The organism is Glaciecola punicea (assembly GCF_001756615.1).
In the GTDB taxonomy this organism is placed as follows: domain Bacteria; phylum Pseudomonadota; class Gammaproteobacteria; order Enterobacterales; family Alteromonadaceae; genus Glaciecola; species Glaciecola punicea.
The window spans coordinates 116,059-136,902 of the sequence record NZ_LZXY01000006.1 but is presented as its reverse complement, the minus strand read 5'-3'; the positions used below and the strand labels follow the sequence as shown (position 1 = coordinate 136,902).

The window sequence follows — 20,844 nt, the reverse complement described above, 5'->3', positions numbered from 1 at the left end:
GCTATAGCAGTTTATCTACTGCCGTAATACAGGCTTCTAGCCGCTGATAGTAGTCCGGCGAATCGATGATCAAAACCTTATTAGCATCAAAACCACAGCTTTGATACAGCTGCATAAGTTTATCAAAGCTGTGATCGCGCTCAGCTTGCGTGCCCAACTCCCTTATACCGTCCGCTATCCATGGCACTGTAGGCTTAAGCGCAATGATTAAATCGTATTTGTTTGGATTAATAAAGCTGTGCACGCGAGTGGCAACCTCACCCAGAAACACTTCACTAAAAAACGCCGTTACCACAGCATCGGTGTCAAAAAAACAGACCTTGTTGGCACTGCGCAAGGCCACAAGATCCTGCTCATATTGCAAGTGCGCTATGCGATTAAAATCTTCTAAATCAAATAAATCGCCGTTGCCGCCAATCACGTCCTCTTGATAATCGCGGCCAAGCTCCTCAGACCATGAAGTGCAATAGACTTTTGCCAGCTTGCGCGTTAGCGTTGTTTTTCCGCAGGATTCTGGCCCGGTGATCAGCACTTTGCGGGCAAAAAACGGGCGAGCAGCGCCGGCAATATAGTCCCAGTGTAGGTATGGCTTGTGACGAATGGCGGTGCCACTAATGGGCCATTGGGTGCGCTGAGGGTCTAATAATATGTAGTCAGTACCCGGAAAATACTGGTTATAGCCATCACGATAGCTCTCCTCTCCACCGAAGATGAGGTTGAACGGTTCAGGTGTATTTTGCTTGAGCAGTGCGGAATAGTCGGGCCAGCCCTGCGGAAAAGGAGGCGTATTGCCATCATTTTGCAGTATGACCTCGATACCCAAGCCCTGTAGCTCTTGTGATAGCCAGCGTTGTCGCAACACGCCAGCAATATGCGGTAAGTTTGCATCGTCACACAGTGCCGTATCTTCAGCACTGCGCTCGCTGATCACGACATATAGTTTGTCGCACAGGGCGTGAGCACGCAATATCGCCGTAATGTGCCCGCGATGGGGCGGTAGAAACTTACCCGGAAATAAACCAACTTTCATTGCGCTGCTTTCGCTCCATAATGCCAATTGACCGCACCGTACACTGAATTTATTAAAAATGCCAGCCACATAAATAAGGTTGGCACAGCGTAGGGCGCTGAGCTAGGCTCGGTAATAAGCACCATTGACCATGCAAAAATGCTTAACACATTGGTTAATAGCCAGAAAGCCCACTGTGCGGTAAACATACGGATCATCAACAACTGGGCAGTGATTTGAAGCATCACAGTTGAACTGTCTAGCAGGGGTCCACTCCAATTGCTGCCGGTTAGCTGCTGCAAACTGCCATACACCATTGAATTGCGTTTCAGTGCTTCGCTGACAAAGCCATCGACCTGCATCAATAGCAATGCACCCAATCCAATGCCCAGCAGCACTAAGGCAACTACCCATAGCCAGTGCCAACCAAGCCTACGCATATTGACGATGTTAGTATCGCTGCTCATCTGATTTTTCCAGCTAAGGTAAATAAAAATCTGAGCCGGTAGGAAATAAAACCAATTTAGCAGCCAATCACCATAGTAACCTGAGGTCCACGCAATTAGCCCATAGCAAAGCGCACTAATAAGTCCCCAAATCCAGTTAGATAATAGGCCTTTGGCCACCATCACCACGCACAATACACCGCTAATAGCGCTTATCGGACTTACCAGCCAATTAAGCAGTATAGAATGCGTATTTTGCCAGTCGGTACCTTCAATACTAAACCACAAAGTGCTGATAAGTATGATTACCAAAAACACGGCTAGCCAAAGACGCTCGCCGCTACGCAGACGCTTTAAATCAGCTAACACTTGCACATCTTGCTTCATCTGTGGGATATCCTAATAACGATAGATTCCGTTTGAACGGCATTGCTAGGCATTGTAAATTTTTATGGTGGTAAACGCACTAAACGATTGAAAGCTGGCAGGAAAATAGTAAAAATAAAATCATCGCTTCAATTATTAGTCGTCCTTAAAATATATAAACTGCGATATATATGATGTAAGTATCAGATTGTAAACATGGCCTAAAACTTGAAGTAAGTAAAAGTAGAAATCTTACAATTGAACACTATTCAAATGAAAAAGGCATGTAAATATGGCGAAAGAATCATTTTTATTCAATCAGTTAACATCCTTCACTGCTAATATTAGAGAAAGACTAAAAGGTTACAAAGGCATTTCTATACTGTTACAAAGTTACCAAGGTAGTGAAAAAATTTCACACTTAAATGGCTTGGGTTCACAAGCAATTAGATTGCCTAGTGAATCAGTCGTTTCTTAATCATTCCGAAAACGTATTAAGTTTGCCCCGTCACTTATAAATCAACGATAAAGGATCCACTATGAAATCTCTATATTCTACTAAATCTACCATTACAGGCGGCCGTGTCGGCACGGCTACCTTAAGCGACAGCGACCTTGAGGTCAGCATGTCACCACCTGGCGGCAATAAAACAGGAAACAATCCTGAACAACTGCTAGCCATGGGCTATGGCGCTTGTTTTGATAGTGCGCTAGGCGTGGTTAAAAAAATGGAAGGCGTCAGCTTTGCTTCAATTACTGAAACGACAGTAGATTTGCTGCAGGGCGATAATCACGATTACAAACTAGCGATTAAAATTCACGTCATCGCAAACAGTACAGATTTGTCAACCGATGCCTTCCAAAAAGTGGTCGAAAAGGCACACGAAGTCTGCCCCTACTCTAAAGCCACCCGCAACAACATTGATATCGAAGTAACTTCGGAAGTAAATTAAGACCCAAATCGGTACAGCGACCTTTTTAATCCAGCAACGAAGAGGGAACACGTATGTCATTACAAGGTAAAACCGCATTAGCCGCTGGCGCTGCCAAAGGTGCTGGAAGAGCTATTGCGTTTGGCTTAGCAAAAGATGGCGCTGATATCGTCATTGTTGACCTCAACCAAGAAAAGGTCCCAAAATCGTAAAAAGCCATGAGGCATTTGAATGAAAAAAACAGACTATGAAACACCAAGCTTTGCGCTTGCCTTGACGCCTATCGTGTTAACGCTTTTCATTCTTGGCACTCAAATTTTTTACTTCGGCGTTTTTGAACCACACATTCCACTTGCCATCGGTTTAGCCATTACTAGCATCGTTGGCATTAAGTTAGGCTTGCAATGGGACGATATTAAGAAAGGGATTTTTCACGTTATTCACGTGGCTTTGCCATCAGTATCTGTGTTAATCATAGTTGGCATGATTATAGGTGTTTGGATTGCCAGCGGCACCGTCCCCAGTATTATTTATTATGGCTTAAAGATACTTTCACCTGAAATATTCTTGCCGTCTGCTATGGTTATTTGTGCGCTGATATCTGTTTCTCTTGGCACCAGTTGGGGGAGTATAGGAACCGTTGGCTTAGCCCTGATGGGTATTGGAGAAGGCTTTGACATTCCTATGTATTGGACGGCCGGCGCTGTAGTTTCTGGCGCGTTTTTTGGTGATAAAATTTCGCCACTCTCCGATACAACCAATTTAGCACCTGCGGTTACCGGCACAGACGTTTTTTCCCATATAAAGAATATGATGCCAACAACAATCCCCGCTATGCTAATCGCCCTCGTCATTTATCTGCTCGTCGGATTTTTCGTGATAGACACCCAAAGCGTTTCGTTTGAGCAAGTTGAGGGTATTACTAGTGCCTTAAATGAAAATTTTTATATTTCAGGATGGGTGCTATTGCCGACTGTGGTGGTCATGGGCTTGGCTATAAAGCAATATCCACCCATTCCCTCACTATTTGCTGGCGTGGTTGTGGGTGGCGCAACCGCGATGATTTTGCAGGGGCAAAGCCTGCAGTCAATCTTTGATTATGCCAACAATGGTTATTCAATTAGTACCGGCATCCAAGAGATTGACAGTTTGCTGAATCGTGGGGGTATTCAATCAATGATGTGGACAATTTCATTGATATTGATTGCGCTAGGCTATGGCGGTGCACTTGAAAAAACAGGGTGTTTAAAGTCAATTATTAATAAAATAAAGAGCAAAGTAACTAGCTTTGCTGGCATTCAAACAGCTGCGGTTGGCACTGCTTTTGCCACGAATATAGTCGCGGGTGACCCTTATCTATCGGTCGCTTTGCCAGGAAGAATGTATTCACCAGTCTACCGTGGTATGGGGTATTCAACCTTAAATTTATCGCGTGCAATTGAAGAAGGCGGCACCCTAATGTCGCCATTAATTCCGTGGAATGCAGGTGGCGCGTTTGTGATTTCAACACTCGGTCTTGGTATTGTAGATGGCAATTTGGAGAACCTTTTGTATATACCGCTCGCATTTGCCTGCTGGACGGCGCCCTTAATTGGTATTTTTTACGCGTTCACGGGACTATTTTCACCCAAAGCAACAGATAAAGAAAAAGAGCGCTGGGCGTCCTCTAATGAAGCAGTTTCTGAATTTAACGACGATGGCACGCCAAAAATCAACGATGCCCCTGTTGAGCGTTAGAGCTACTCAACAAAAATCATAGCGTGAAGCAACGCCTGTTCAAACGCTACCGGCCCACTACAGTAAAACCCTGCGGGGTATCGCACTGTAAGGTCTTTAGTATCTGCGCTTGCTTTAAGGTTTCCGCTGCCTGGGCAAGCACTTGTAAGCCTAAGCTCTTCTTACCCAGCGCAATTACCGCTTCAGCGATCGCAGCGTAAGCGATCGCAGCGTAAGCGCAAAACGTTCGAAATTCCTATCCAAGCGTACTACTATTTTTGCGCTAAATCTAACGCACTCGAATAAGCAAATAAAGCAGGTGCTCCGCCGGTATGCCAAAACAAAACCCTGTCGCTTGGCTTAAATTGGCCAGCACGGATCATATCAATTAAGCCACCCATCGCTTTACCCGTATAAACCGGATCTAATAATATCCCTTGTGTTTGCGCAGTCATCGAAATAGCTTCATTTTCTAAGGCGCCCATCACACCATAGCCTTCCCCTACGTAATCAAGATTAAGCGTTAAATCCGAGTCTGAAAACGTACAGTCTTCGCCTATTAGCCTCGCTGCACTGCTTGCAAGAGATACGATGGTTTGATGAAAGGAAGCCTCACCCGCTTCATCTTTATCAATATTTATCCCCACTATTTGGCAAGGCGATTTGAAAAGCTTATTTCCCAGCATTAAACCAGCATGGGTGCCGCCAGAGCTCGAAGCAAAAACGATATGCGTGAATGATAGCCTTAAGTCTTTACACTGAGCCTGTAACTCAGCAAAAGCCTCTACAAAGGCTACAGCCCCCAGCGCATTTGAGCCACCGTAAGGCACAACATAGGGCTTTTTGCCGTCTCTTTTCAGTTGCTCAACAATAGTAGGAATGTCTTCCCCTTTGCGATTTTGTCCTGCCCAATGAATATGGCAGCCAAAAATTTTGTCGAGCAATAAATTACCATTTACATGAGCAGGTTCTTTTCCGCCTAACACCAAATGACATTCAAGCCCTAAACTAGCCGCGGCGGCGGCTGTTTGCCGGCAGTGATTTGACTGCGCCGCACCTGCTGTAACAATTGTGTTTGCGCCATGAGCCAGCGCGTCTCCCAAAATAAACTCAAGCTTTCTTGTCTTATTACCCCCCATTGCAAGACCGGTGTTGTCATCTCGCTTCATGAATATTCTAGGGCCATTAAGCTTTTTACTCAATTTACTAAGTTCAACCAGCGGTGTTGGGAAAAACCCTAAACGCTCTCTTGGAATGTGATTGTATTTCATACTTTACCCGTTTTGTTGCAGTACTTATTACGACGTCAGTTCACTAATATTCAATCACAATATAACGACTCAAAGCAATGATTGTATATCGTTTTCAAATCATAGCGATACTTACTATGCGGCTCATAAGCCTGAGTTAACGGTGTAGTTTGTTAAGCAACTTTGCTAAAGCGAGCATAAATAAGCGTATTAAAATTCGTCGCAAAGCTCACGTTAACATTTGTAAGCAACACAGAAACCGCCAGGTCACCACAATTAAATACTATCCGTTTTTCATTTTATTAAAGGCCCATCTAGGCTTAAATAATGGCGACAATAGTCGCTATTTTAGTTACTTTACATTTGCATTAGACATCATTGTCGCCGTACTAGATATATGAAAAATTCTCTGCCTTTTCAACAACGGCGGTGCGGTTAAAGTAGGCAACAGTGACACAGGCGGGACATTGTTTATGCTGATATTTTAATTGAAATATACCTTACTGCTTTTAGTACGAAATGATCCAATACGCGAACCTAATAGGTATTTATTATTGTGGCCTGAAAAGGGTGATTAGCGCAGTCGTTGGTATCCTGAATCCTTGTTGCTTGCAAAAAGCTAAGATTAAAATCGCCGCTAAACGTACCGATGCTCACCGCTTTTTAAGATAACTACCGTGTTCAAAAGGATAAAATTTATGAAGAACGAAAGAGATATAGAAAAAGAATATACAACAGCGGAATTTATTTCAAAGTTGAGACGCCTAGCGGATGCCTTAGAATCGGGCGAACGCTTTGATATTCAGATAGCCGGTGAAAGAATCTATGTTCCAGTGAGGGCGGTATATAGCATTGAGCATGAGAGAGATGATTCAGAGGAAGAAATAGAATTTCAGATAAAATGGTCAAACTAGCACACATATTAATGACATAAAAAAGCGGGCCCACACAGCCCGCCTCAACACACACTAAAAAGCTCTAGGAGCACAAACTTCAAGAGTAGAACTATACATCAAATAGATTGAATGACAATCATTATCATTCAATTATTTGTTCAAGTTACGTCCTACCCCCTTCCTTTGCCCCAACGATTTCGGCTAAACCTAATTTGCTCGCTTTCAAACCCCGCGCTTTTATCAGCGAGCGTGCTTAATTTTGAACTCAATCTGACTTGGCAGTGTCAATCTTGGCCGGCTCAATCTTAAACGCGCTTTGCAAAAAACGCACATCTTGGCCGGTAGGATCTTCATGTATCTGTAGCCCAAATTCATGCAGTGCCGCTAACACATGGTCAAATATGTCCGACTGGATATTCTCATATTCATTCCATACTGTCGTATTTGTAAACGCATAAATCTCAATGGGTAAACCCAAATTAGATGACTGGAGTTGGCGCACCATTAAGGTCATGTCTTGACGAATATGACGATGCGTTTTTAAATATGACAACAAATACTGCCTAAACGTACCTATATTGGTCAGTCTGCGGCCGTTCAACAGTATTGACATATCCGTGTTTAAGCTGCTATTGATTTCTTTAATTTGCGCTAACTTTTCTTCTAGGTAAGGGGTTAACAGCTCAGCTTTATACAGGCGATTAAGCGTATTTTCGTCTAAAAATCCGATACTGCTCATTTGCAAGTATACGCAACGCTTAATACGCCGCCCGCCTACTTCGGTCATTCCACGCCAGTTTTTAAATGAATCTGATATAAGCGCATAGGTGGGAATGGTGGTAATTGTTTTGTCCCAGTTGCGCACTTTTACTGTAGTAAGCGCAATATCGACCACGTCTCCGTTGGCGCCATATTTTGGCATTTCAAGCCAATCACCCACCGACAACATATTATTAGCTGACAGCTGAATACCAGCAACTAAACCGAGTATGGGATCCTTAAATACCAATAGCAAAATTGCAGATACCGCACCCAAACCACTTAAGAGTATTAAAGGCGACTTATCCATGAGTAGGGACACCAGCAGTATGCCAGTTAGCACGCTGGCAATTAGTTTAACGGTTTGCAATAAACCCTTCAGCGGGAACTGAGTGCGCCTTGTGCGCGAGTCATTAAAGGCTTGGAAAATATTGAGTAGCGTAAAAAATGCCAGCAAGGCGAACACTACAATAAACTGGTCTCCTATTACACTTATGACGCGAAGTGCAGATGATCCCTCTTCAAACCATACACTGGCCTGAAGCAGTACCACCGCAGTTTGAATAATAAACGATATGCGCCGCAGTAACTTATGCGACAAAGCAGTAAGTTGGGTGCGCGAGCGACGCCTTTCTTCAAACTTTGCGACCAATCTAGAAGATATCATGCGCAATGAAATATGCAGCAGCACCGCCACAAACAATATCCATGCTAAGGCTATAAAATTGACATACAGCGCTGCCTCACCCGGCACGTAGGTCTGCAACCACAGCAAAGCCGAATCTTTGAATTGGCTTCTTAAGGCATCCATTTACTATCCTTTATGTTTACGTTTATAAACATCCGTATACTAACAAAGAAAATCAATGGGTCAGAGGAAAATCGACGGGAAATCAATTTCCCTGTGACCCTTTCTAAACAATTTGAGCCATATTGGGCGCAAACTGCGACGCTAGTGCCGGTTTAAGAACTCTTAGGCCTGCATTATATAGCCGGTCTTTGCTAACACTAGTATAAATCTCATACAGGTCAATCACCTTAGGTGGAATAAAACGATTACCCTAAATTATAGCGCGTCAAGTTGATTGTTGCTTAATACCATCCCAAGCTCATACAGATAGCTTACTAGCGCAAGTAATAGTCTGCACAGGCGAAGAAAGGGCGGTATTTCAAATAATAGAATTTTCGTTCATTATTACTCACGTGCGTCTAATACATGCGCGTATAGACTATTAATATTAATGTCTAAAGTATAGATTAGTGATCAATGTATTAGGGGAAGCCCTAGACGTAAAAAAGCCGGAACAACGACGGTACCGGCTTTTTAAGTTTCTGCGCGCTTGTAGTAAGGGCTTAGCCTTTTGTCAACCAAGCAGAGCAATAGCCTTTAGCGGCTACGACTTTACCTGGGAAAATTGCACACGGACGCCATTCTGCGCCATCTTCACCTTGAACATACATACAGTTGTCGCAGTATTTACCTTCAACAGGAGATTCATGTACATATTGAAGCGCTTTGGCAGTGGCGTCGTCAGGCGATAATTTTTCTTGTGCATTAACTCTAAGTGCAACGCCACCAAGAGTTAGGCCGATTAAGCCAGAGCCAGTTAATTTTAAGAAGTTACGACGATTTACTGGTTTCATATTATATTTCCTTTTACAAAACGCTAATGAGAACAATTCTTTTTTACATGTTCCCAGAAACAAGTAAGGCCCGCGAAAAATCGCAGGCCTTTTGGGTTGTGTAATCTATACTGTGGTGGAAATAGAACGGATTGTAAAGGTGTTTATTTAGTTTTATTGTGCTGTGTTAACAAAAGTGAACAGAAAGGCCTAAAACTGCTCTTGCAAGGGACTTAATTAATCCGTTCATCTTCATCATTATCTTCATCGTCAGTCTCAGGCTCTACCGGTATTTTGAGTATTAGCCACACTATTAGCCCTACCCCTGCAAGCGAAATACCACATACAAGCAGCAGTTGCTCAAGATTTGGGATCATCATTTAGCCATATAGAGCTTAACGCTTGCTCAGGTTTCGCGTAACTGTAACGATCTAATCTCGCTGTTTTGTGATAACTGTCTAAACAAGATATTGCCACTGACCCCGCTTTTTCAATATCAACATAGCCGTCATTAAGCAAAATATTGTCAGCCAATACAACCTCAACAACACGTCCAATAACAAGTTCGGTCTGATTTAATTCAATCACATTAATTTGCTCAACTTCAAGCGCCATGCTTATTATCGACTCTGCCACAAACGGTGCCTTCACTACACTTGACATTTTCGGCGTTAAACCAACAGCTTCAAATTCGCTGGTATCACCGGGGTAGTTCGCACTGCACTGATGTGCCTTGTCGGCAAAACTAACATGGACATGGTTCAGGGTGTAAACGCCTGTGTCTTTGATATTTTGAAGCGTATCTCGCCTCACCGTGTGTGGACGCATTAACATACCTACAAGCGGAGGATGCGCGCCTACATGAAACACCGAACTCACCAAACACAAATTATTAAGACCTTCCTTGCTTTGCGTGCCAACTAAATTAGCGCTTTTGAAACCTGACAGTGAGTTGATGAAATTCGCACGCTCTCGCTGCGGCAACTGCATTATGTCGCGTTGTGTAAATACTCTATTAGTCATTACTCGTCGTCTCGTTTCGCAATAATCTCTAGGCCAAAGCCATTGTCTATGATAAGTACCTCTATGGGCGCGCAGCATATTTGGCAATCAACAATTTGCTGCTGTCCAATATCGTTGGCTTCATCTATTTCGATGTCGTTGATGGTCATGCAGTAGGGACACTCAAAGCGTTCGGCTCGGGATAAACTCATAAATTCTCACGCCTTCTATTATTACTTTACATCAATTGTGTATTGTTTACGCCAAAAGGTAGCGTCTGGATTATTACGTTTAAGGCTTAAAAAAAACGGTTTACCTGTGCCCACGTAATACTGTATATTAAACCAGTAATTAAAGAGCCTACTTTGCAAGTTAATTTCCTTGTTCTTTACTCACCTTCTAGTCTCCATTAACGGCAAGATTTTATGGCATTTCGCGACTTACCTACATTTTACTATCATACTCACTTTTCTGAATTTCTCGATTTTGTAAAAGGGCCCAGCGCGCATTTACTCAGCGAATTTGATCTTGAGTTTCTGCAAAAATACTCACAATCTGCGCATTTAGCACAGTGTTTAACGGTTCGCTTGATTAACCGAAAATATCCGGTCATAAAACGCAGTTCCCTCTCTTTTCCTGAAATTCCCTTGGCCTCAGAAGTTTTGGTTGATTTAGTGTCCTCAGGCTTTGTAAAAAACGTAAGCGTAGAAAACGTTTTAAACCTGCTTGAGGTATTAACAAAACCTGAATTAGCTGCACTATATGAAGAAGTCGCTGCTGCAGATTCTCCTAAACTCATCAAAAGCGCAAACAAAGCCAGTTTTACTCGACACTGCCAGCGTTTATGCCCGCATAAAATAGTCACTAGCGGCGTCGCTAAAGACTATATAATGCGCACAACCGACGCATTTGTCGATTATTTTTTATTTTTATACTTTGGCCACATCAATGGCAAACTGAATCAATTTTCTATGCGCGATTTAGGCCTAATGCGAACCCGAGACGAACAGGCGCAAATGCAGTCTCGCTTCGCTGATTATGCGAGTGCGTACAGCTGCTTTGCACTCACCCAAGCATATGAATTTGCCAAAAAGCATACTTATGAAAGTGAACGTGACATTGTCAGTTTCATGGCCACCTTACCAAAAGCCAATGGCCCTCAAGCCGTTCTTGTGTCACAAAAGCTTGGATATGTGATGGCAAAATCTATGCTGACGGTTAACCCCGTTGCCGCGCTCAGCATCGCGCAAGATCTGCAAGCGCCACTCGCGCAGGAGTTTTGGTGCAGGCAAGCCTATAAGTTAGGCTTCAAAGACGCCGTTGAAGCAAAGCTCAATGCCATAGTAGACGACCCAAGCACAGACAAACTGCTGCAATTTGCCGAAGATTTTTTAGCCCGTAAATACCATAAAAAACGCACCAGCATCTTAACTGACATGCTGCGCGAAAATAATAGGCATCTACTGCTTGATGAAAGCTATAAAGGAAGTGTTGAGTACGGTGTAATTGCTTACTATCACGCACGCGACATACAGGCATGGCGAACCGAAAACAGTGTGTGGAAAAACTTATTTGGTTTGTGCTTCTGGCATGAGCTTTTCGAGCTAGAAGGCTTGGGCTTAGCGACCCCTTTTGATTACCTTCCAGTATGCCTTAAACACCATAATTTCATAGCGGTTGCCGGCAAACAAATTGCGTCAAGACTTGCCTCGTTTTCCTCATGTAAAGACTTGTTGCTACAGGTAACAAAAAGCGCCACCGCCCATTACAGTAAAAGCCAAGGCATAGTGAATTGGCACACGAACATGCTCGATAAGCTAACAGTAGTCATTGAACATCTGCCGCTTAATGGCCTTAAAGGACAACTGCGCGCGATGTGCTCTGACTGGCAATTATACAACGACGGCTACCCTGACATTATGGTGCTTGAAAACAATAAGCTTAGGTTTGAAGAAGTTAAAGCGCAAGGCGACACTTTGCGCCGCAATCAGCTTATGCAGTTACAAAGCCTGCGCGGATTCGGCATTGATGTAGGCATCACCACCGTGGGCTGGACCTTGGATCCTATGCAAGCCTATGCGGTTATCGATATAGAAACCACCGGCGGGCGCGCGGGCACACATAAAATCACTGAAATAGGCATGGTGAAAATGGTTAACGGCGAGATAGTTGATCAATGGCAAAGCCTCATAAATCCGCAGCGGCGTATACCATCAATGATCACCTCACTTACCGGCATCACTAACGACATGGTTGCCGACGCTCCGTTGTTTGCCGATATTGCAGATGAACTCGAAGCTTTCACAGAAAACTGCATATTTGTTGCTCACAATGTCAATTTCGACTACGGATTTATAAGAGAAGAGTTTGCCCGCATAAATCGCCACTACAAACGCCCAAAATTGTGCACCGTCCAGCAAATGCGAACCCACTACAAAGGTTTGCCTAGCTACTCGCTGGCCAATTTAACCAGGCATTTTGATATTGGCATGCAGCGCCATCACCGCGCTCTGTCTGACGCAGTCGCGGCGAGTGAACTGTTAAAGTTAGTCAACGAGGCTAGAAGATAAGGTATTACATTGACCCCACAGCCTCACTAAGACCAAGAACTAATGGGGTCAGGTCCAATCAGCAAATTCACAGCATTCACAGCATTCACAGCAGCTGGCTGCACATCAGCCCCATAATCAAATATAACCGCAAACACCAACACGACAGACGCCGCAAGCATCAACTTCAAAATAAGCGGGTAACAAAATTTAAACCACAGATGATAAGGCACCCCGGCCATCCCAATAATGCCCATTAAGACAGCGTTAGTTGGAATAATCATATTCGAGAAACCATCGCCAAACTGATAGGCAAGCACCACAATTTGTCTATTCACGCCTATAATGTCGCCCACCGGCGCCATCAAAGGCATGGTAACGTAAGCTTGGCCACTGCCAGAAGGTATAAATAGGTTGAGCAAGGACTGCATGATAAACATACCCACCGCGGCAAATTCTGCGCCTAAATGCGACAAGGGCATAGACATGCCGTGCACCAAAGTATGGAGTATTTGACCATCTTCCATAATCAGCGCAATGCCGCGTGCAACCCCTATTAATATCGCCGTTGTGGCAAGCTCTTGCACCCCTTCTATAAATTTGGTTGCCGCAAGGTCGGCGCTTAACTGGCCAACTATCGCGGTTAATATTCCCCACAAAATAAACACCGCACCTAGCTCGTAAAGATACCAGCCTCTTTGCGAAATTCCCCACACGGCAATTACAATACTTGCCACTAAGCCAAATAATATTAATTTATGGCGAAAGTTTAAGCCTGGATAGTTGCCCGATTCGCTATTCTCTAGAGGGCAGGGCAAACCAGCAGTGTAAGATTTGCTTGGATCATCTTGCACCATTTTTGCATAGCGCCATACATGATGAAACCCGATTAATACAAAGGGCACAAATATCGCTAACCTCAATTCAATGCCCGAATACAAGGGTATACCAGCTACCTGCTGCGCAACCATAACGGTGAAAGGACTGAAAGCCGACACCCCATAGCCTATGCCATAACCGGTGACCACCATGCCCACAGCGGTCATGGCATCAAGACGCATCGCTTTACACAGGCCCACTAAAATAAGCACGAATGGAATATATTCACCTGCCGTTCCAATAGCACCAGAGGCCAGCGCGAAACAAAACACCACCATAAATATTAGCAAATGAGGCTTATGGCCAAAACGTTCTAACAAACTGCCGATGAGAGCATCTATGGTACCGGTAGCGCGCGCGATAGAGAGCACACCGCCGACAATAAATACAAAGAATATGATATCTTGCGCCGCCGCAAGAGCACGCGGAATGGCCACTAAAAAGTCCATCGGCGTGAGCCTAATTTGCTCATCGGCCAATGCATAAGTGCCGGCCACTACCGCACTTCGTCCATTGTCTAAAATGACGGTTTCAAAGAAACCTTGAGGAATTAGCCAAGTCGCAATATAGGCGACAAACATCATGCACAGTAGTAAAATGAGCGTGTGAGGTATCGCGAATTCTTTTTTTATCATTTTTAGTGCAGCCGCAAAGATTGTTATCACAATTTGGTCTATTGTGTAACTAGAAATGGTGAAAAACAAGTAGCTTGTGCTTACACAGCAACACAGGTTTTGCCTAACGAAGCTTATTACTGAAACAATGAATGACTTTCGTGAAATATGCCTAATGAGCCTGTATAATGTTTATTGGGCTGTTCCCATTACACGCATCTAAAAAATTTAGTGCACCACAGCTAAAAAGCGATACCATGACAAAAAAAATATTATCTTTGAACCTGCCAAAAAAGAAAGAGCTCAAACCAGAAACAGATAAGACCGCTAAGAAAGTAGCTCGCAGGGAGCCACAAAGCGATCCATTAAAGCGATTTTTAGACGGTGTGGCGGTAAACCCTACTCAATGTATTCATCTAGAATTAGGTTCATCGCAGCTGTCAATGCGAGCGATGGATTTAATTACGCCCATTGGCATGGGCCAGCGCGGCCTTATTGTGGCACCACCAGGCTGTGGCAAAACCACCATTTTAAAACACATTTGCCAAGCCGTGGGCTGCGCTTATCCTGCAATAAAACTGTACGCTTTATTAATTGATGAACGGCCAGAAGAGGTCACCGACTTCACCCGCAGCGTGCAAGCGCAGGTACACGCATCATCTACCGATGAGAGCTATGAACACCATGTACGGGTAGCCAACAAGCTCATTCAAAAAGCGCAGCGTGAAGCGGGCGAAGGTCATGATGTGATGATAGTGATAGATTCACTTACCCGGCTTACACGGGTACATAATGCGCGCACAAAAAACAGCGGCCGCACCATGTCGGGCGGTCTTGACGCTAAAGCAATGGAGATTCCAAGGAAACTGTTCGGCGCTGCCAGAAAGATTGAAAACGGTGGATCATTGACCATTTTAGCCACCATACTGGCTGACACTGGAAGCCGCATGGACCAAATTATATTCGAAGAATTTAAAGGCACCGGCAACATGGAAATTGTGTTATCGCGCGACATCGCCGACAAGCGTATCTTCCCCGCTTTAGATATTGCTAAAAGCAGTACGCGCCGTGAAGAACTTCTTATAAGCGCCAAAGACATCGAGAATGTTAGAACGCTGCGCAGAGGACTGACCGGCCTCAAGGCATATGACGGCGCCGCTAAATTGTTTGAGTTACTCGAAAAGTATCCGACTAATGCACAATTATTGGAAGTGATGAGTGGAAAAAAAATGTAATTGGACCTGACCCTTTTACACTTTTTTAACACACCTTAACGATCTAAAATACTGCCAAGCTCAAGCATTGGCGAAGCATCTACATCTTGCGCGTCCATCATTGAAGCAATGCGCTGCAACGTCGCCACCATTTGACTTTGCTCCCACTTTTCTAGACTGTTAAAACGATTTGTAAAATGCTCTTGAAAGGGCATAGGCGCGGTTTCAAATGCTTTTTCACCGGCCTCTGTTAAAAACACACCAACTTTGCGCTTGTCTTGCGTTCTGCGAATGCGTCTCACGAGGTTATTATCTTCCATGCGATCAAGAATACTGGTGACAGTCGCTGAGCTTAAATTAATATCTTCGGCAATCTCGCGCACCATTACACCGCTTTGTTTGCCTACCTTGTGTAGTATTAACAACTGCGGGCCTGTCATACCAACTTGTTTATTCAACTGACGCGAGCGCATATCAATAGCGCGAATAATTCTGCGCAGGGCAACCAATAACTCTTCATCTTTCTTCATATTTCTTTTAATCCTTAGCGCATTAAATGCAAAAAGTACAAATGTTTGTGATACTGATCAACCACATCATTAATAAGCGCAGTTTTTGACCAGCCCATTACGCAATAATCTTGACCACCTTCGTTAAGATGGACCTCAGCGCGATAATACACGCTGTCGTTATCGTCATTATGCACGTTGTCATGGGAAAACTCAGGCTGCAAATGGCGCTTAGGCTCTATCGCATAGCTGAAGCTTTGATCATCCCCTTGGTCAACACTAATCATAATTCCGCGGCTATTCTGCTCGACAGCTGCGTCAATTTCAAGATTTTTAAGTTCAGCTTTTACCGCACCAAATGCAGGCAGGCCTACCTCGGTAATAAAGCGACTGACGCGCTGTTTATTTGGAAAATCCACTACGCTTTTTAGGCGCTCTCGCCAATCTCCCAAATTACCTGTGCCTTGCATGGGCGGTTGCCCAAGTAACTGACTCTCTTTTTTGTACGATTCTACACGCAAAGCTTTCATTAGCCCTACCATTGCAATAAGCAGTACAACAGCAAAGGGTAGCGCACTGGCAATGGTCATGGTTTGAAGTGCACTAATCCCATCTGATAGTAGCAGCACCGCTGCTATAACCCCCACGCCTGCTGTCCAGTATATTCGCTGCCACAAAGGTGTATTATTGTTGCCATGGCTGCACAACATATCAATTACCATTGCGCCCGAGTCGCATGAGGTGACAAAAAAGACGACTATCATTAATACCGCCATACCCGACAGCAAATTCGACCAGGGGAACTGCTCTAAAAACAAAAACAGCGCCACTGGGGTGTTGTCATTGGCCAAGGTGCCTAGCATTTCATTGCCTTGGTTTAACACCATGTCTATCGCAGTGTTACCAAATATCGTCATCCATATTAAGGTGAAAATAGTTGGCACTATCATTACCCCTAAAATGAACTCGCGAATAGTACGACCGCGTGAAATTCGCGCAATAAACAAGCCAACAAAAGGCGCCCACGCTAGCCACCAACCCCAATAAAAGATGGTCCAACCACCAATCCAATCGGTTTTCTGATAAGCGAATAAATTAAAGGTGTTGCGCACAATATCCGACAAATAAGCACCGGTGTTTTGCATAAGCGCTTGCAGCAAAAACACGGTAGGCCCCAGCACTAATACTAACAACAACAAACCCACCGCCAGCGTCATATTGAACTCAGAGAGTAATTTTATCCCTTTATCAAGCCCGCTGCACACCGACAGCACCGCAAGTGAGGTTATGCCAATAATAAGACATACTTGCGCGATGGTGGTAGTTGAAAACCCAAATAAATAATTCAAGCCTGCACTTATTTGCAATACCCCTAAGCCCAGTGAAGTAGCGACACCAAAAAGCGTACCCGTTACTGCAAAAACGTCCACTAAATCACCGCGCCAGCCGTAAATTTTATCGCCAATAAGCGGATAAAGCCCTGAACGAAGAGTAAGCGGCAAATCGTGCCTAAAACTAAAGTACGCCAGAATTAGCGCGACGATTGTATAAATAGCCCACGCATGCAAGCCCCAGTGAAAAAAGGTCATTTTCATTGCCTCTTGGGCCGCCTGTATAGTGCCAGTTTCCATCGTGGGCGGCGCCAAATAATGCATTAAAGGCTCTGCAACCCCATAAAACATGAGCCCAATACCCATGCCTGCGGCAAACAGCATTGAAAGCCAGCTTAAGTATGGGTAATCAGGCACAGAATGATCGGGGCCTAGTTTTACATTACCAAAACGCGACAGCCCAAGGTAAAGCGTAAAAACGAGCACAACGGCCACCACGAACACATAAAACCAGCTACCGTTGTCGACAATAGTCGTTTGTAAGTTATTAAAAAACAAGCCAGAAATCTGAGGGAAAACAAGTGTGAACAACAGCAAACTTATAACGAGCCCCGACGCTGGATAGAATACTGCTTTATTTAGCTTACCTGGTGCATCTTTATTCACGGGGTGATCCTTTATTAAAACCAAGTTCGATTTTAGTACATTGCGTAGTATTAAACACGATTATTTTAATAAAAAATTAAATAAACACCAAATAATTAGTCCACAAATGAATAATTACATTATTTATGCAGTTTATGTGTCATACCATACATAAGTATGTGCTACACTACGTAGCAGAAGCGTATAATTGTAATATTTAGCACACTAACTATTATGCATTGATTGTACGTTATTCGTTAATTAATTAGGGGAAGCTATTGAAAATCAATAAATTAAGCTATGCAATCATAACTGCATTAGGCGTATCATCCATTGCAACAGCGCAAACTGCCGACACAGCACAACCCAAACGCGTTATTGAAACCATAGAGGTTACTGCCACTAAACGCGCAGAATCTATTCAAGATGTACCCGTAACGGTAAGCGCCCTAAGCGGCGATGCTCTTGAAAACTTAGGCGTTGACAACTTTCAAGACTACGTCGAATTTCTACCTAACGTAGTGTTTCAAGGCACAGGCCCTGGTCAAAACGAAATATACATCCGCGGCGCGGCAACGTCACAAACTAACATTGCGGTGTCTACCGTACAAGCTTTGCAGCCATCAGTAGCGTTTTATTTAGACGAACAGCCAGTGTCTATGCAAGGTCGAAACCTTGACATATATGCTGCAGACATTTCACGCGTTGAAGTGTTGCCCGGTCCACAAGGGACCTTGTTTGGCGCCAGCTCACAGTCTGGCACCGTGCGTATGATCACTAAAAAGCCTGATTTTGCAGGTTTCGCAGGCGGCCTCGATTTTGGCACTAGTTTCACTAAAGGCGGTGAAATGAGCAACTCAGTTGAAGCGTTCTTAAACTTTGTACCGTTTGACAACACCGCAGTACGAATAACCGCTTATAACGACAGACAAGGCGGTTGGATAGACAACGTGCTTAACGACCCAGACCAAGGTGGCTACAGAGGCAGTTCCGTTGTTATCAGTAGAATTTCAGGCGGCGCCTTAGCCGACCCAGCCAACACCCCGGTTGTTGTACCTCAAAACGATGCACTAGTTGAAGACGACTTCAACGATGCAATATACTCAGGCGTACGTTTTGGTATTGCGCATGAATTTAGTAGCGATTGGGATGTGTTAGTTCAGCACACTGCCCAGCAACTTGAAACCGAAGGCGTGTTTGCCTACGATCCTAATCTGCAGGGCACATCAAGCGTTAACCGCTTCCAACCAGAAGAGAACACCGATACCTTTGGCTTAACTACATGGACACTAAACGGTCGTTTAAATGAGCTTGAACTAGTTTATACAGGTGGATTATTAAACCGAGATATTGATTCATTGGTAGATTACACCGGCTACACCAACGGCGGCCTATTCTCAGCCTACTACGTGTGTAGCTATAACAACGCCGATCAGGCTGATGACAAATGCTTAGATCCGACCAAGTTTTATAAAGAAGAAACCGATACCTCACGTATAACGCATGAATTTCGTGTGAACACTGACGCAGCAAGAGACTGGCGCATCACCGCAGGCATATTCTACGATTCACAAGAATTAAACACCGTGGGTAGGTTCAAAATACCCAACACCGAGAAATTCACTGATTTAGCACGTGAAACAGTAGGTAAAGAAGGCATCAACAGCAACGGCGGTCCATTTGAATCAGAAGTAGGCTTCGTAAATGATGTAAGCCACGGTATTGATCAAATCGCTTTATTTGGTCAAGCTGAGTACGATATAACCGAAGATTTAACGGTTACTTTAGGCGCTCGCTGGTACGAAATCAAAGACGACTATAAAGGCTCCACCACGACCGTTGATGTATCACGAAGACTACGCGCATTTGGTTCACTTGACCCGGATGAACTTATTGCGGTTGGCGAAGATCCAGCAGCCGTTAACGCCGCTATAGCCAGCGGCCAGTTAGATGTGTCATTACTAGATGACGACGGCGTACTTACCGTAGACGATACCATTTTCAAAGCCTCAATAGACTGGAAAGCAACCAGCGATCTATTGTTCTTTGCCACAATAAGCGAAGGTTTCAGGCCACCAGTCACAAACCGTGTTGGCGGCGGCAAATCGACTTCACAAACAGGCGCATTTGAGGGCTTCCGCATACCGGTATATTCAACTACCGACACCTTGCAAAACTACGAAGTAGGCATGAAAGGCGACTTCTTTGACGGCGTATTCCGTATGAACGCAACAGCCTTTTATTCAGAGATTACCGACCTACAAACCTCACGGTTTGACCCCACCAATATTAGTTTCTTAGTATTCACCGATAACGTCGGCGATGCAGAGATTATGGGCATAGACGGTGACATGACGTGGCTAGCCACTGACAATCTAATATTAGACGCCTCGTTTAGTCTATTAGACACTGAATTAACACGTATAAACTCAGAGCTAGACGGCATTGCGCCTCCTGTAGGCGCTGAACTACCGTATTCAGCATCGTTCTCAGGTAATATAAGAGCGCGCTACTTCATGGAGCTGGAAAACGGCTTAACAAGTTACATAAATGGCTCCTTGGTATATACCGGTGACCGTATTGCTAGCATGACCATGGATGCCTTCGTTCTTGAAGAAACAACCGAACTTGTCTATGGCACCGGCTCTGGCCTAAGTATTCAACAAGAAGCACCCGTGTTTGCAGGCGTTAACTACACTGACGCCAACGGCGATGCCTTCAAAGGCGGACGTTACATTCAAGACAGCTACGTGTTAGCCAATATAGCTTACGGTATTACTAACGACGAATGGAAAGCTGAGCTATTTATCGACAACCTGTTTGATGAAAACGCTGTGCTACATATCGATAATCAGCAGTTTACACCTAAGGTGGTCACCAACCGTCCACGTACTATCGGTGTAAGATTCTCGTACGACTTTTTCTAAAGAGTTGAACACCGTTGCCCGCACTCCTAGTATTTACCTAGGTAGTGTAAACGACGTATCAATTACTTAGTAAAACCCCAGAAAGCCCCTTTTTAGGGGCTTTTTATATATGAAAGATACTTATGATCATCAACTTCTTCATGTATATTTATACATTCATAGACACCGTAACGTCGC

Annotated in this window: 19 protein-coding genes; 8 read left to right on the top strand and 11 right to left on the bottom strand. The window is 44.2% G+C overall.

Annotated elements, in window-relative coordinates:
- Position 1: 1 nt before the first annotated feature.
- A complete protein-coding gene (gene nadR, locus BAE46_RS09145; RefSeq protein WP_006006915.1) occupies positions 2–1,030 on the bottom strand; it encodes a multifunctional transcriptional regulator/nicotinamide-nucleotide adenylyltransferase/ribosylnicotinamide kinase NadR in 1,029 nt (342 codons plus the stop codon).
- Entirely contained in the window at positions 1,027–1,842 is an 816-nt protein-coding gene (pnuC, locus tag BAE46_RS09140; protein ID WP_006006913.1) for a nicotinamide riboside transporter PnuC, read from the bottom strand. The genes nadR and pnuC overlap by 4 nt, the downstream gene beginning before the upstream one ends.
- Before the next feature lie 271 nt (positions 1,843–2,113).
- Between pnuC and BAE46_RS09135 the strand changes: the two genes are divergently transcribed.
- From BAE46_RS09135 to nhaC, 4 genes are all read left to right on the top strand, one after another.
- Entirely contained in the window at positions 2,114–2,299 is a 186-nt protein-coding gene (locus tag BAE46_RS09135; RefSeq protein WP_006006911.1) for a hypothetical protein, read from the top strand.
- Between the two features lie 61 nt (positions 2,300–2,360).
- Positions 2,361–2,774, top strand: a complete 414-nt coding sequence (locus BAE46_RS09130; RefSeq protein WP_006006909.1) for an Ohr family peroxiredoxin — start codon at positions 2,361–2,363, stop codon at positions 2,772–2,774.
- 53 nt (positions 2,775–2,827) lie between these two features.
- Positions 2,828–2,965, top strand: a complete 138-nt coding sequence (locus tag BAE46_RS14805) for a hypothetical protein (RefSeq protein WP_006006907.1) — start codon at positions 2,828–2,830, stop codon at positions 2,963–2,965.
- A gap of 19 nt (positions 2,966–2,984) precedes the next feature.
- Positions 2,985–4,490, top strand: coding sequence for a Na+/H+ antiporter NhaC (gene nhaC / locus BAE46_RS09125; RefSeq protein WP_070112436.1), 1,506 nt, complete (start codon positions 2,985–2,987; stop codon positions 4,488–4,490).
- Positions 4,491–4,741: 251 nt separating this feature from the next.
- Here nhaC and BAE46_RS09120 read toward each other — a convergent pair whose 3' ends face one another.
- Positions 4,742–5,740 carry a D-cysteine desulfhydrase family protein gene (locus tag BAE46_RS09120; protein WP_070112434.1) on the bottom strand — a complete coding sequence of 333 codons (999 nt, stop codon included), beginning with the start codon at positions 5,738–5,740 and terminating at the stop codon, positions 4,742–4,744.
- 677 nt (positions 5,741–6,417) lie between these two features.
- On the opposite strand from BAE46_RS09120, the gene BAE46_RS09110 reads away from it, so the two are divergent.
- Positions 6,418–6,633 carry an amphi-Trp domain-containing protein gene (locus BAE46_RS09110; RefSeq protein WP_006006897.1) on the top strand — a complete coding sequence of 72 codons (216 nt, stop codon included), beginning with the start codon at positions 6,418–6,420 and terminating at the stop codon, positions 6,631–6,633.
- A gap of 247 nt (positions 6,634–6,880) precedes the next feature.
- On the opposite strand, the gene BAE46_RS09105 is transcribed toward BAE46_RS09110, so the two are convergent.
- The 5 genes from BAE46_RS09105 to BAE46_RS09090 form a co-directional block, all read right to left on the bottom strand.
- Positions 6,881–8,185 carry a mechanosensitive ion channel family protein gene (locus BAE46_RS09105; RefSeq protein WP_006006895.1) on the bottom strand — a complete coding sequence of 435 codons (1,305 nt, stop codon included), beginning with the start codon at positions 8,183–8,185 and terminating at the stop codon, positions 6,881–6,883.
- Between the two features lie 542 nt (positions 8,186–8,727).
- Positions 8,728–9,018: a high-potential iron-sulfur protein gene (locus BAE46_RS09100; protein ID WP_006006892.1), complete on the bottom strand. Its 291-nt coding sequence runs from the start codon at positions 9,016–9,018 to the stop codon at positions 8,728–8,730.
- A gap of 212 nt (positions 9,019–9,230) precedes the next feature.
- Positions 9,231–9,374 (bottom strand): hypothetical protein, encoded by a 144-nt coding sequence (locus tag BAE46_RS14800; RefSeq protein WP_006006890.1) that lies wholly within the window; start codon positions 9,372–9,374, stop codon positions 9,231–9,233.
- Positions 9,358–10,020 (bottom strand): flavin reductase family protein, encoded by a 663-nt coding sequence (locus BAE46_RS09095; RefSeq protein ID WP_070112432.1) that lies wholly within the window; start codon positions 10,018–10,020, stop codon positions 9,358–9,360. Before BAE46_RS09095 ends, BAE46_RS14800 begins: the two co-directional genes overlap by 17 nt.
- Entirely contained in the window at positions 10,020–10,211 is a 192-nt protein-coding gene (locus tag BAE46_RS09090) for a zinc ribbon domain-containing protein (protein ID WP_006006886.1), read from the bottom strand. Before BAE46_RS09090 ends, BAE46_RS09095 begins: the two co-directional genes overlap by 1 nt.
- 213 nt (positions 10,212–10,424) lie before the next feature.
- On the opposite strand from BAE46_RS09090, the gene BAE46_RS09085 reads away from it, so the two are divergent.
- The gene (locus BAE46_RS09085; protein WP_070112430.1) at positions 10,425–12,569 is read left to right on the top strand and encodes an exonuclease domain-containing protein; all 2,145 of its coding nucleotides are present in this window, start codon (positions 10,425–10,427) and stop codon (positions 12,567–12,569) included.
- A gap of 26 nt (positions 12,570–12,595) precedes the next feature.
- On the opposite strand, the gene BAE46_RS09080 is transcribed toward BAE46_RS09085, so the two are convergent.
- Positions 12,596–14,059, bottom strand: a complete 1,464-nt coding sequence (locus BAE46_RS09080; protein WP_425307104.1) for a YfcC family protein — start codon at positions 14,057–14,059, stop codon at positions 12,596–12,598.
- A 239-nt stretch (positions 14,060–14,298) separates the two neighbouring features.
- Here BAE46_RS09080 and rho point away from each other — a divergent pair, with 239 nt between their 5' ends.
- Entirely contained in the window at positions 14,299–15,276 is a 978-nt protein-coding gene (gene rho / locus BAE46_RS09075; protein WP_081483961.1) for a transcription termination factor Rho, read from the top strand.
- A 35-nt stretch (positions 15,277–15,311) separates the two neighbouring features.
- Here rho and BAE46_RS09070 read toward each other — a convergent pair whose 3' ends face one another.
- Together BAE46_RS09070 and BAE46_RS09065 are read right to left on the bottom strand one after the other, a co-directional pair.
- Positions 15,312–15,785 carry a MarR family winged helix-turn-helix transcriptional regulator gene (locus BAE46_RS09070; RefSeq protein WP_006006877.1) on the bottom strand — a complete coding sequence of 158 codons (474 nt, stop codon included), beginning with the start codon at positions 15,783–15,785 and terminating at the stop codon, positions 15,312–15,314.
- A 14-nt stretch (positions 15,786–15,799) separates the two neighbouring features.
- Complete coding sequence (locus tag BAE46_RS09065; RefSeq protein WP_070112428.1) at positions 15,800–17,761, bottom strand: BCCT family transporter; 1,962 nt, start codon at positions 17,759–17,761, stop codon at positions 15,800–15,802.
- A 257-nt stretch (positions 17,762–18,018) separates the two neighbouring features.
- On the opposite strand from BAE46_RS09065, the gene BAE46_RS09060 reads away from it, so the two are divergent.
- Complete coding sequence (locus BAE46_RS09060) at positions 18,019–20,667, top strand: TonB-dependent receptor (protein ID WP_070112425.1); 2,649 nt, start codon at positions 18,019–18,021, stop codon at positions 20,665–20,667.
- Positions 20,668–20,844: the final 177 nt, after the last annotated feature.